Below are 11,918 nucleotides of genomic sequence, written 5' to 3'. Positions count from 1 at the left end.
ATTCTGTATGCCGCCGTGACAGGCTTTACAGTTTGTCTTGGCAACGGCGGCATATATTACCCATTTATCTCGGCAGCGCAACCAAAAAATCTCACAACAGGGTCAATTGCTTGCGCTTCGTACATCCGGGCATGGAAAATAGCCAGAATGGCTGCTCCCTGCTCGAATTACGCTTAGCCTAAACGCTTCTGCGCCAGCTTGGCCGCTTCGCTGTTAGGATATTGTTTGATCACCTGCTGGAATACGGCGTTCGCTTTATCGCTCTGCCCCTTCTCCTGCATGATCACACCGACCTTATACATCGACTCCGGCGCCTTGGGCGACTTAGGATAATTTTTCACCACCACGGCATAATAATAGGCCGCGTCGTCCTTCTTCCCTTTGCTGTAATACAGCTGCCCCAGCCAGTAGTTGGCATTAGGCTGATAGGTCGAATCGGGGTACTGTTTGATAAAGGTCTGGAAAGCCGAAATCGCCTGATCGTTCTGCTTCTTCACCAACACCAGATCGACGGCACGGTTATAGTCCGTATTGGCATCACCGCTGGCGGCCGCCGGTGCCGCTGCCGTCGGTGCACTCGCCGCCGGCGCGCTGCTGTCTGCCGGCTGCGCGCTTGAGCCCGCTGCAACACCGCTCTGCGCCGCGTTGCCGCTACTCAAGCTATCTATCTGCTGGTAGATCTGTTTCTGGCGTTCCACGATCTGATTCAGTTGATATTGGTTTTCCTGGATCTGCCCACGTAGGGTGTCAATATCACGCTGGTTATCGGAAAGCTGTTGTTGAAGCTGGGTCAATAATTGACCCTGAGCGTTGGTGATACGCTCAAGAGAGGTGACTCGATCTTCGACCGAGCCTGAGCCGACGCTACTGATTGGCGCTTGGGCAGTAGCGGCCCAAGGGGCCGCTACGCCAACCAGCAACGACAGCGTCATCACATGACGTCTGAAGTTACTGCTCATTCGCTACTCGTCTACACAAGAAATTAGTAAACCAGTACGGCACGACGGTTCTTCGCGTAAGCCGCTTCGTCGTGACCCAGTACTGCCGGCTTCTCTTTACCGTAAGAAACGATATCGATCTGATCGGCGCTCACACCTTTACCCTGCAAATACATCTTCACCGCATTGGCACGGCGCTCGCCCAGGGCGATGTTATATTCCGGCGTACCGCGTTCGTCGGTGTGGCCTTCAACCGTCACTTTATAAGACGGGTTGTTACGCAGGAAAGCGGCGTGAGCGTCCAGCTCCTGCATGTAGTCCGGCGTGACATCGTACTTGTCCAGACCGAAGTAAACGATGTTGTTTTTCTGTAGCTCCTGCATCTGCAAACGAGCCTGTTCCTCAGAAGACAGATTGCTGCTGCTGTTTTCCATACCGTTGGCGCCCAGGCCCATACCAGACTGATCGTCATTGGTGTTTTTCTTGGAACTACACGCAGCCACGGCCATGATCGGCAGTACCAGCATCAGCCCTTTGAGAACTTTGTTCAGTTGCATCTTATTGATCCTTTTAAATTTATATAAGTATAGTTTTATGTATGCATCACAGATACGGCGACCAGGCCGGGAACTTCACCTGACCATCGGTGGCCGGAAGACGCGCTTTAAAACGCCCATCGATCGATACCAGCTGCAACACGGAGCCCAGTCCCTGAGTAGAACTGTAAATCACCATGGTGCCATTCGGCGCGATGCTTGGCGTTTCATCCAGGAACGTATCCGTCAGAACCTGAGTGGCATTCGTTCCAAGATCCAGTTTGGCAATGTGTTGCGCACCGGCGTTAGAGCTCACCATGACCAGGAATTTCCCGTCAGGGCTGACTTCAGCATCCTGATTCTGGGCACCTTCCCAGGTTAGACGTTGCGCGGCACCGCCATTGATATTGATTTTATAAATCTGTGGACGCCCCGCCTGGTCAGAGGTAAAGGCCAGGTTCTGGCTGTCCGGGAACCAGCTCGGTTCGGTGTTGTTGCTACGGCCATCGGTCACCTGACGAATGGCGCCGGAGGCCAGATCCATCACATACAGGTTGAGGCTACCGGTCTTCGACAAAGCGAAAGCCAGCTTGCTGCCGTCCGGCGAGAAGGCCGGAGAGCCGTTATGACGCGGGAAAGAAGCCACCTGACGGATAGCGCCGTTAGACAGCGTCTGGATCACCAGTGCGGAGCGGCCGCTTTCGAAGGTGACGTAGGCCAACTTGCTGCCGTCCGGCGACCAGGCCGGAGACATCAGCGGTTCAGCGGAACGATGCACCACAAACTGGTTGTAGCCATCATAGTCGGCGACACGCAGCTCATAGGGGAATTGACCGCCGTTGGTCTGCACCACATAGGCGATGCGCGTGCGGAAGGCCCCCTTGATGCCTGTCAGTTTTTCGAAAACCTCGTCGCTGGCGGTATGCGCGGCATAACGCAGCCACTGCTTGGTAACCTTGTACTGATTCTGCGCCAATACGCTGCCCGGGTTACCGGAGGTGTCGACCAGTTGGTAGGAGACCAGATAGCTGCCATCCGCCCCCGGTTGTACCTGCCCGACCACCACCGCATCGATGCCCAGCGCCGTCCAAGCCGCCGGCGTCACCTCTGCTGCCGTCGCCGGCTGCTGCGGCATACGGCTGGCATCGATCGGATTGAACTTGCCGCTATTGCGCAGGTCGGCGGCGATAATGCCACCAATATTTTCCGGCGCCGCGCCGGGGCCCATCCACTTAAACGGCACCACACCAATCGGGCGGGCGGAATCCACCCCTTGGGTGATCACGATTCGGACTTCGGCATGGAGCACGCTGGCCCACAGGACGAGAAGCCCCACCATCAAACGAAACGCCTGCTTCATCTTATCTCCCTTATCCGACCCTCTGGCCACGATAATTAGCAGAATTTTAACAAAACTACCTCAACAACACTACATGCCATCCTAGCGCGCCATCGGCGGAATCCGATAACGCTTCCGCGACAGGCTCTAGGCTGCCGAGTCTCACCCTCACTGCGGTTGGAACACCACCGGTGCGTTCTTAAATACCTGATACACGGCCTCGCTCGGCGGCTTCGGATAGCGTGCCTGACGCGCGGCAGAGAGCGCCGCCTGACACAACGCCGCATCGCCGCCCTCCGCCTTCACATCAATCAGCAGACCATCGGGCGCCAACTTGATGCGCAGATCACAGGTTTTTCCGGTATAACTGGGATCAGTATAAAACTTCGCCATGATTGCGCTCTTTATTTGATCCGCATAACCGCTAATTTCTGCGCCGGAAGCGCCTGAGGTCTTGCTATTCCCCTTACCGGCCGGGCCTGCCTTACCACTGTTACCCGGCGTGCCGCCGTTGGCGGTGCCTTTTGGTGCGTTCTTCGACGACGCCAGACCGCCAAACAGATCATCGACCTCGTTGGCTTGCTTCGCCGCCGCCGCCGCGGCTTTCTTCTTCGCCTCGGCGGCTTTCTTGGCATCGGCTTTCGCTTTCGCTTCCGCGTCGGCTTTCGCCTTCACCTCTGCCGCCGCTTTGGCTTCCGCTGCCGCTTTGGCTTCCGCTGCCGCTTTGGCTTCCGCCGCCGCCTTCGCTTTCGCCGCAGCCTGTTTCTTCGCCTCTTCGGCCGCTTGCTTCTTCGCAGCTTCCTCAGCCTGTTTCTTAGCTTCTGCGGCGGCCTTCTTCACCGCTTCCTCGGCTTGCTTCTTCGCCGCCGCGGCGGCCTTGGCGGCCTCTTCTTTCGCCTGCTGTATCGCTAATGCGGCTTGCTTCTTCGCCTCTTCGGCCGCTTGCTTCGCTTCTTCTGCCGCCTGTTTCTTTGCCGCTTCAGCGGCCTGTTTGGCCTCTTCAGCCGCCTTACGCGCGTCCTCTTGAGCCTGTAGGCGCTCTTTCTCTAACGCTTTAAGACGCTGTTGTTCTTCCGCCTGCTTACGTTGCATCTCCTGCGCCTGCCTCTCCGCCTGTTTCTGGCGTTGCTGCTCCGCGCGTTGCGCCGCGTTTTGTTGTTCCTGTTGACGGTTATATTGCTGCACGACCGCGTTGGGGTCGACCATCACCGCATCGATCGCCGAGCCGCCGCCACCACCATCACCGCCCTCACTCATCGGGTTATCTTGCAGCATCGATCCCCAGACCAGCAGCCCGATCAGGACGATGTGCAGAATCACCGAGATGATGACAGAGCGATTCAGCTTATCTTTTTGCTCAGTTGCGTTTCCCACAATTTTGATTCCAACCGCTAGTCGCTGCCCAGACTCCGCCGTGCTAGACGGCATCCACCGCGCTGGCGTCGCAAAATAAAGACACGCAGCCCATACAGGCTGCATGTCTGCTTACACTACGCTACAGCGAATCCGTTAAATCGGCTGCGTCATCAGACCGACTGAAGTCACGCCAGCCTGATGCAATAAGTTAAGCGCCTTGATGATCTCATCATAGGGCACCTCTTTGGCACCACCGATCAGGAACACTGTCTTCGGATCCGCCTTAAGCTGCGCCTGCGCCTCGGCGATCACCTGTTCCGGCGGTAACTGTGTCATACGGTTATGATTAACAACCACAGCGTACTGCCCCACACCGGAAACCTCAACGATCACCGGAGGATGATCGTTGCTACTGACGGTCTTCGAGTCCGTCGCATCCGGCAGATCGACCTCCACACTCTGCGTAATGATCGGCGCCGTCGCCATAAAGATCAGCACCAGCACCAACAGCACGTCGAGCAGCGGGACGATATTGATTTCCGATTTGAGATCGCGCCGTCCACCTAATCTTGCCATGCTATCCTCGACTTACTTACCATCCGCGGCGAAGGCTTGGCGATGCAGAATAGCGATGAACTCTTCCATGAAGTTTTCATAGTTCTGCTCCAGCTTGTTCACCCGAAGGTTAAGGCGGTTATAGGCCATGACGGCGGGAATGGCGGCGAACAAACCAATCGCCGTGGCGATCAACGCTTCGGCGATCCCCGGTGCCACCATCTGCAAGGTCGCCTGCTTCACGGCCCCCAAGCCGATGAAGGCATGCATGATCCCCCAAACGGTACCGAACAGGCCGATATAGGGGCTGATTGAGCCGACGGTCCCCAGGAACGGAATATGCGTCTCCAGCGCCTCAACCTCACGATTCAGAGAGATACGCATGGCGCGTGAAGCCCCCTCGATCACCCCCTCCGGCGCATGGCTGTTCATCCGATGCAGACGGGCAAACTCCTTAAAGCCCGCATAGAAGATCTGCTCCGACCCATTCAAGGCGTCACGCCGACTCTGGCTCTCCTGATACAAGCGAGACAGTTCGATACCCGACCAAAATTTATCCTCGAAAGCCTCGGCGTCACGCGTCGCCGCGTTCAGGATACGGGTGCGCTGGATGATGATCGCCCAAGAGGCGACCGAAAAGCATATCAACACCAGCATGATAAGCTTTACCAGCACACTTGCTTTCAGGAATAAATCCAGAATATTCATGTCAGTCACTGCTTAAACTCCGCGACAATAGACTTAGGAAGCGCGATCGGCTTCATTAGATTTTGATCGATACATGCAATCAGCACATCGGCCCGGCTGAGAACCAAACCGTCTGAATTAACGATGCGCTGCGCAAACGTAAGGGAAGCTCCCCGCAACGCGGATATCTCACTCTCTACCACCAACAGATCGTCCAGGCGGGCAGGAGCCAGATAGTCCACAGTCATGCGACGGACCGCAAAAGCGACATGCTCAGTCAGTAACTGTTGCTGACTAAAGTGGTGTTGACGCAGCATCTCCGTGCGCGCTCTTTCATAAAAGGCGACATAGCGTGCATGATAGACAACGCCACCGGCGTCGGTGTCTTCAAAGTAAACCCGTACCGGCCATCGAAATACCATATGACTCACTCTACATCCCAGTATAACTAAACAACGCGGATACTATACGCAAGTGAAATGGGGTTGGGAATGGGGGAGAAAGAGGAGAACCAAAATAATTATGGGCCAGACAATGGCCCATAGAGAAGTAAACGGTTACTGACCTAACTCAGCTTAGAGAAAGAAGAAACCGAGACCGGCGACCAGTACCATCAGTGCCGGCAGCGGCGAGAAAAAAGCTCGCCACCAGGCACGCTGCGGACGGAAACCGACGCCGTGTACCACACCGCAGCAGACCGCCCACATGATCAATAACCCTTGCCAGATCGCCAAGGCGCTGGTCTTCGCCGCGAAGCGCGTCGGATCCCAAAAGATACACCCCGCCAGAACCAGTGCCAGGATGAGGGAAAGGGCCCGTAACGGGCCCTTGTCCATCAGGTTATACAGCTTATCAGCTAACCCGGTCATCATTTACCGTCTTGTGCCGCTTTCTTAGCCTCGCTATTTTCAAGCGCCATCGCGGTGATGATGGCGAAGAAGCAGGCCATAAGCGTTCCTAAAACCCAGGCAAAATACCACATGCTTAAGCTCCTCAGCGGATCAGTACAGTGAGTGATTGTTGTTTTCGATGAAGTTCTTATCCAGTCGGCCGAACATCTTGTAGTAACACCAGATGGTGTACAGCAGCACGATAGGAACGAAAACAATCGCCACGACGGTCATCACCTTCAGCGTCAGCAGACTTGAGGTGGCATCCCACATGGTCAGACTCATGTTCGGGTTAGTGATGGACGGCATCACGAACGGGAACATGGTAATACCGGCGGTCATAATCACACAGGCGATGGTCAGCGAGGAGAACAAGAACGCCCAACCGCAGCGATCCAGACGCGAAGTCAGGATGGTCAGCAGCGGCAGTAGCACACCCAGCGCTGGGAACAGCCACAGGATCGGATGCGCCTCAAAGTTCACCAACCAAGCGCCTGCTTGATGGGCAACTTCTTTATGCAACGGGTTAGATGGTGCGGCATAGTCAAGCGCGGAAGTCACGATATAACCATCGATGCCTTTCACCAGCCATACCCCGGCCAGCAAGAAGGCCACCATCATGATCAGGGCGCAGACTTGGGTCGCCGCACGCGCGCGCAGACGCAGTTCGCCAGCGGTCTTCATCTGCAAATAAGCCGCACCTTGCACCACTAGCATGGTCAGACTGACCACGCCGGCCAACAGGCCAAACGGATTGAGCAGTTGGAAGAAATTGCCGGTATAGAACAGACGCAGATATTCATCGATGTGGAACGGTACGCCCTGCAACAGGTTACCGAAAGCCACCCCGAAGACCAGCGCCGGGACAAAGCTACCGATAAAGATGCCCCAGTCCCACATGTTGCGCCAACGCGGATCGCTGATCTTCGAACGATAGTCGAAACCAACCGGGCGGAAGAACAAGGCAGACAGCACCAGGATCATCGCCACATAGAAGCCGGAGAAGGCGGCGGCATACACCATTGGCCAGGCGGCGAACAACGCCCCGCCGGCGGTGATCAGCCACACCTGGTTACCGTCCCAATGTGGGGCGATGGCGTTAATCATCACCCGGCGCTCAGTATCCGTCTTTCCGAGGATGCGGGACAGAATCCCGACCCCCATGTCAAAGCCATCGGTGATGGCGAACCCGATCAGCAGCACACCGACCAGCAGCCACCAGACAAAGCGCAATACTTCATATTCGAACATAGTGTGGACTCCTGTTTACTGTGCGTCGACCGCATGCGTCTGTTCAAAGTGATAACGACCAGTCTTCAGGCTGCTCGGCCCCAGACGGGCAAACTTGAACATCAGATACAGCTCAGCCACCAGGAACAGTGTGTACAGACCGCAGATCAGGATGATCGAGAACCACAAATCGCCGGCCGTCAACGAGGAGTTAGCAACCGCCGTCGGCAACACCTCACCGATCGCCCACGGTTGGCGACCATACTCGGCCACAAACCAGCCCGCCTCACAGGCAATCCACGGCAGCGGAATCCCCAGCAATGCGGCCCGCAGCAACCAACGTTTCTCACCAACCCGCCCACGAACGACGCTATAGAAGGAGGCGAAGATCACCAGCAACATCAGGATGCCGCAACCTACCATGATACGGAAGGCAAAGTACAGCGGGGCCACTTCCGGGATAGAGTCTTTGGTCGCCTTGGCGATCTGTTCTTCGCTGGCTTGCGCCGGGTTATCGGTATAGCGTTTCAGCAATAAGCCATAGCCCAGATCTTGTTTCGCGTGGTTAAAGGCATCACGCACCGCCGGATCGGTATTCCCCGTACGCAGCTCTTGCAGCAGCTGATAGGCCTTCATCCCGTTACGAATGCGCACCTCATGCTCTTTCATCAGGTCTTTCAGGCCGATGACCGGCGTATCGAGGGAGCGCGTTGCGATCAACCCCAACAGATAAGGAACCTGGACGGCGTAGTGGTTACTTTCCGTCTGCTGATCCGGCAGGGCAATCAGGTTAAAGGACGCCGGAGCCGGCTGTGTTTCCCATTCAGCCTCGATGGCGGCCAACTTGGTCTTCTGCACGTCGCCCATCTCGTAACCGGACTCATCACCCAGCAGGATAACGGCGATCACCGAAGCCATACCGAAAGCGGCGGCGATGGCAAAGGAGCGTTTGGCGAAAGCCAAATCACGCCCTTTCAACAAGTAGTAAGCACTTATACCCAGAATGAACATCGCCCCGGTGACATAGCCAGCGGAGACCGTGTGCACGAACTTCACCTGCGCAACCGGGTTCAAGACCAACTCGGAGAAGCTCACCATCTCCATACGCATGGTTTCGAAGTTGAAGTCGGAAGCGATCGGGTTTTGCATCCACCCGTTAGCCACCAAGATCCACAGCGCGGAGAGGTTGGAGCCCAACGCCACCAGCCAGGTCGTCAGCATGTGCTGAACCTTGCCCAGACGATCCCAACCAAAGAAGAACAACCCGACGAAGGTCGACTCCAGGAAGAACGCCATCAGCCCTTCGATGGCCAGCGGCGCACCGAAGATATCGCCGACGTAGTGAGAGTAGTACGACCAGTTAGTCCCGAACTGGAACTCCATAGTCAGACCGGTAGCGACCCCCAGGGCGAAGTTGATACCAAACAACTTTCCCCAGAACTTGGTCATGTCTTTATAGATTTGCTTGCCGGTCAGCACATATACCGTTTCCATGATGGCCAGCAGGAACGCCATCCCCAGCGTCAGCGGGACAAATAGAAAGTGGTACATCGCCGTTAAGGCAAACTGTAAACGTGACAGTTCGACAATATCAAACATCTTGACTCCTTGCTCCTCGCAGGAAGACTCCGACTTGCGGTAACCCGGCTTCCGTTTCTACGGAAGTCACATAACAACCAGCAATGAATGCCCTTCATCCACAAATGCAACCCATCCCAATTCTCAACGGCCTACCCTCTCTGACCCTCTACAGCTGATGCAAGCATAGCGTAGCGCAGAAAACGTTCGCAGCTAAAAACCGGGAAAAGATAACAAATATAACAATAGTTCTGACCCTGTATTACAGTCCGGTAAATCTTACCCTCACAGGCATATACAATAAATAGCTATTTGCGTGACAGCCATTGGATTTCCATTGTTAGGTCAATATTTACCTTAATACCATATACAGACAACTATTGATCTGGCGCAAGATTAGCAAAAAGACACACAAAAATCATTAGTTACAATACCAGACTAGATCAAAGTGCATAAAAATCAAACGATGCAAGCGTCGGGCGAAATGTGTACACGCTGTTAATTAATATGAATAACATTGTTGAATTGCACGCTATCTATGCGATATTTCGCCATTATTTATACTCACGTCATTACATGACAAAAATATTTCTGTTTAGACCTATTTTTGCAATAGCAAAAAGTAATCTCGTGATGCCTGACAACCTAGGGCAAAAAAAGCCGCCCCTAGGGCGGCCTCTGTATACGGGATAAGCGCGGGAGCGGCGTCGTTACGCTCGCTCGAGCACGCGCAACAACGTTTGGCCGATCTCGGCCAAGCTGCGCACTGTCGTCACCCCCGCCGCCTCCAGTGCAGCGAACTTCTCATCTGCCGTTCCCTTTCCCCCGGCGATGATCGCTCCGGCATGCCCCATACGCTTCCCTTTCGGCGCCGTTACCCCGGCGATATAGGCCACGACCGGCTTACTGACATGCTGCTTGATATAGGCCGCCGCTTCCTCTTCCGCATTCCCGCCGATTTCGCCGATCATCACGATGGCATCGGTCTGCGGGTCGGCCTGGAATAATGCCAGAATATCGATAAAACTCGACCCAGGAATCGGATCGCCACCAATCCCCACGCAGGTCGATTGACCTAAGCCGACATCACTGGTCTGCTTGACCGCCTCATAGGTCAGGGTCCCCGAGCGAGAAACGATGCCGATGCGTCCCGGCTGATGAATGTGCCCCGGCATGATGCCGATCTTGCATTCGCCCGGCGTGATCACGCCCGGACAATTCGGGCCGATCATACGCACGCCGGGACACTGGTCGAGCTTGGCCTTGACCAGCAACATATCCTGTGTCGGGATACCCTCGGTGATGCAGATGATCAGGGTGATGCCGGCGTCGATGGCTTCCAGGATGGAATCTTTACAAAACGGCGCCGGGACGTAAATTACGCTGGCGCTCGCCGCGGTGGCCTGGACCGCCTCACGCACGGTGTTGAATACCGGTAGTCCGAGGTGCTCCCCTCCCCCCTTACCCGGGGTCACCCCTCCGACCAATCGGGTGCCGTAGGCCAACGCCTGTTCGCTGTGGAATGTCCCTTGGCTACCGGTAAATCCTTGGCAAATCACCCGGGTTTCTCTATTGATCAGGATCGACATTATTTCCCCTCCACGGCAGCTACGACCTGGCGCGCGGCATCAGTCAGACTGGTGGCCGCAATGATGTTCAAACCACTGTCGGCCAGTATTTGGGTCCCCAACTCGGCATTATTGCCCTCCAGACGAACCACCACCGGCACATGGACCCCCACCTCCGCGACTGCGCCGATGATGCCGTCGGCGATCAAATCGCAACGCACGATGCCACCGAAGATGTTAACCAATACCGCCTTGACATGCTCATCGGAGAGGATGATCTTAAACGCCTCCGTCACCCGCTCCTTGGTGGCACCACCGCCGACATCCAAAAAGTTGGCCGGTGCGCCACCGTGCAGCTTCACGATATCCATCGTGCCCATCGCCAGGCCGGCGCCGTTCACCATGCAGCCAATGTTGCCTTCCAGGGCGACATAATTCAGCTCCCACTGTGCCGCATGCGCTTCACGCGCATCGTTTTGCTCAGGATCTTCCATTTCGCGCAGCGCCGGCTGGCGGAACAGCGCGTTACTGTCGACATCCAACTTACCATCAAGGCATAGCAGATCGCCCTGTGGGGTAATGACCAGCGGATTAATCTCCGCCATAGTCAGATCGCACTGCAAAAAGAGCGTCGCCAAACCGAGGAAGATCTGACCAAACTGCTGCGCTTGCTTGCCGCTCAACCCCAACTTGAAAGCCAGCTCACGTCCCTGATAAGGCTGTGGACCGGTCAGCGGATCCAGCGCCACACGATGGATCAAGTGCGGCGTCTGCTGCGCGACCTGCTCGATCTCCACCCCACCTTCGGTCGAGGCCATAAACACCACGCGGCGCGAGCTGCGGTCGATCACCGCCCCCAGATACAATTCATGCGCGATCTCGGTCGCCCCTTCGACCAAGATCTGGCGCACCGGTTGCCCCTGGGCATCGGTTTGATAGGTTACCAGGCGTTTTCCCAGCCACTGTTCGGCGAAGGCACGGATCTCATCCTTACGCGCCACGCACTTGACGCCTCCCGCCTTACCACGCCCGCCGGCGTGGACCTGACACTTTACCACCCAAGGGCCGCTACCGATCTTCGAGGCAGCCTCCTCGGCCTGACGCGGCGTGCTACAGGCGTACCCCACCGGCGTCGGCAGTCCATAACGGGCAAACAATTGTTTCGCCTGATATTCGTGTAAGTTCATGATGTTCTATCCCTATAGGGGCTGAATCTTATTGTAAGGTTCAGGCCCGCCGGC

The 11,918-nt window shown here is 56.0% G+C and carries 14 protein-coding genes; 1 reads left to right on the top strand and 13 read right to left on the bottom strand.

What is annotated here, in order from left to right; all coding sequences use genetic code 11:
• A partial coding sequence (locus EHO01S_RS19200) for a hypothetical protein (protein ID WP_217994561.1) occupies nt 1-182 on the top strand: 182 nt, incomplete at its 5' end.
• Here the strand turns inward: EHO01S_RS19200 and cpoB are convergent.
• From cpoB to sucC, 13 genes are all read right to left on the bottom strand, one after another.
• A complete protein-coding gene (gene cpoB, locus EHO01S_RS06790; RefSeq protein ID WP_035370295.1) occupies nt 174-959 on the bottom strand; it encodes a cell division protein CpoB in 786 nt (261 codons plus the stop codon). The two genes, EHO01S_RS19200 and cpoB, sit on opposite strands and share 9 nt — an antisense overlap.
• Nucleotides 960-982: 23 nt before the next feature.
• A complete protein-coding gene (gene pal, locus EHO01S_RS06785) occupies nt 983-1,495 on the bottom strand; it encodes a peptidoglycan-associated lipoprotein Pal (RefSeq protein ID WP_024523246.1) in 513 nt (170 codons plus the stop codon).
• A 46-nt stretch (nt 1,496-1,541) separates the two neighbouring features.
• The gene (gene tolB / locus EHO01S_RS06780; protein WP_024523245.1) at nt 1,542-2,834 is read right to left on the bottom strand and encodes a Tol-Pal system beta propeller repeat protein TolB; all 1,293 of its coding nucleotides are present in this window, start codon (nt 2,832-2,834) and stop codon (nt 1,542-1,544) included.
• Nucleotides 2,835-2,981: 147 nt separating this feature from the next.
• The gene (tolA, locus tag EHO01S_RS06775) at nt 2,982-4,187 is read right to left on the bottom strand and encodes a cell envelope integrity protein TolA (protein WP_024523244.1); all 1,206 of its coding nucleotides are present in this window, start codon (nt 4,185-4,187) and stop codon (nt 2,982-2,984) included.
• Nucleotides 4,188-4,322: 135 nt separating this feature from the next.
• A complete protein-coding gene (gene tolR / locus EHO01S_RS06770) occupies nt 4,323-4,745 on the bottom strand; it encodes a colicin uptake protein TolR (RefSeq protein WP_024523243.1) in 423 nt (140 codons plus the stop codon).
• A gap of 12 nt (nt 4,746-4,757) precedes the next feature.
• Complete coding sequence (gene tolQ / locus EHO01S_RS06765; RefSeq protein WP_024523242.1) at nt 4,758-5,441, bottom strand: Tol-Pal system protein TolQ; 684 nt, start codon at nt 5,439-5,441, stop codon at nt 4,758-4,760.
• Entirely contained in the window at nt 5,438-5,842 is a 405-nt protein-coding gene (gene ybgC / locus EHO01S_RS06760) for a tol-pal system-associated acyl-CoA thioesterase (protein ID WP_024523241.1), read from the bottom strand. The genes tolQ and ybgC overlap by 4 nt, the downstream gene beginning before the upstream one ends.
• Nucleotides 5,843-5,986: 144 nt before the next feature.
• Entirely contained in the window at nt 5,987-6,280 is a 294-nt protein-coding gene (gene ybgE, locus EHO01S_RS06755) for a cyd operon protein YbgE (protein ID WP_024523240.1), read from the bottom strand.
• Nucleotides 6,280-6,393 (bottom strand): cytochrome bd-I oxidase subunit CydX, encoded by a 114-nt coding sequence (cydX, locus tag EHO01S_RS18220; protein ID WP_070244635.1) that lies wholly within the window; start codon nt 6,391-6,393, stop codon nt 6,280-6,282. The genes ybgE and cydX overlap by 1 nt, the downstream gene beginning before the upstream one ends.
• Nucleotides 6,394-6,412: 19 nt before the next feature.
• Nucleotides 6,413-7,552, bottom strand: a complete 1,140-nt coding sequence (gene cydB / locus EHO01S_RS06745) for a cytochrome d ubiquinol oxidase subunit II (RefSeq protein WP_024523239.1) — start codon at nt 7,550-7,552, stop codon at nt 6,413-6,415.
• 15 nt (nt 7,553-7,567) lie between these two features.
• The gene (cydA, locus tag EHO01S_RS06740) at nt 7,568-9,130 is read right to left on the bottom strand and encodes a cytochrome ubiquinol oxidase subunit I (protein ID WP_024523238.1); all 1,563 of its coding nucleotides are present in this window, start codon (nt 9,128-9,130) and stop codon (nt 7,568-7,570) included.
• Between the two features lie 689 nt (nt 9,131-9,819).
• Nucleotides 9,820-10,698: a succinate--CoA ligase subunit alpha gene (gene sucD / locus EHO01S_RS06735; RefSeq protein ID WP_024523237.1), complete on the bottom strand. Its 879-nt coding sequence runs from the start codon at nt 10,696-10,698 to the stop codon at nt 9,820-9,822.
• Nucleotides 10,698-11,864 (bottom strand): ADP-forming succinate--CoA ligase subunit beta, encoded by a 1,167-nt coding sequence (gene sucC / locus EHO01S_RS06730; RefSeq protein ID WP_024523236.1) that lies wholly within the window; start codon nt 11,862-11,864, stop codon nt 10,698-10,700. Before sucC ends, sucD begins: the two co-directional genes overlap by 1 nt.
• Nucleotides 11,865-11,918: the final 54 nt, after the last annotated feature.

The organism is Edwardsiella hoshinae NBRC 105699 = ATCC 33379, assembly GCF_000474215.1.
Lineage (GTDB): Bacteria > Pseudomonadota > Gammaproteobacteria > Enterobacterales > Enterobacteriaceae > Edwardsiella > Edwardsiella hoshinae.
Note: the sequence above shows the minus strand (reverse complement) of the source record. Positions and strands in the feature narration are given on the sequence as shown.

Excerpts from the sequence above, each read along its gene's own strand:
- cpoB (WP_035370295.1), bottom strand. The coding sequence starts at position 959 with ATGAGCAGTAACTTCAGACGTCATGTGATGACGCTGTCGTTGCTGGTT.
- pal (WP_024523246.1), bottom strand. The coding sequence starts at position 1,495 with ATGCAACTGAACAAAGTTCTCAAAGGGCTGATGCTGGTACTGCCGATC.
- tolB (WP_024523245.1), bottom strand. The coding sequence starts at position 2,834 with ATGAAGCAGGCGTTTCGTTTGATGGTGGGGCTTCTCGTCCTGTGGGCC.
- tolR (WP_024523243.1), bottom strand. The coding sequence starts at position 4,745 with ATGGCAAGATTAGGTGGACGGCGCGATCTCAAATCGGAAATCAATATC.
- ybgE (WP_024523240.1), bottom strand. The coding sequence starts at position 6,280 with ATGACCGGGTTAGCTGATAAGCTGTATAACCTGATGGACAAGGGCCCG.
- cydX (WP_070244635.1), bottom strand. The coding sequence starts at position 6,393 with ATGTGGTATTTTGCCTGGGTTTTAGGAACGCTTATGGCCTGCTTCTTC.
- cydB (WP_024523239.1), bottom strand. The coding sequence starts at position 7,552 with ATGTTCGAATATGAAGTATTGCGCTTTGTCTGGTGGCTGCTGGTCGGT.
- cydA (WP_024523238.1), bottom strand. The coding sequence starts at position 9,130 with ATGTTTGATATTGTCGAACTGTCACGTTTACAGTTTGCCTTAACGGCG.
- sucD (WP_024523237.1), bottom strand. The coding sequence starts at position 10,698 with ATGTCGATCCTGATCAATAGAGAAACCCGGGTGATTTGCCAAGGATTT.
- sucC (WP_024523236.1), bottom strand. The coding sequence starts at position 11,864 with ATGAACTTACACGAATATCAGGCGAAACAATTGTTTGCCCGTTATGGA.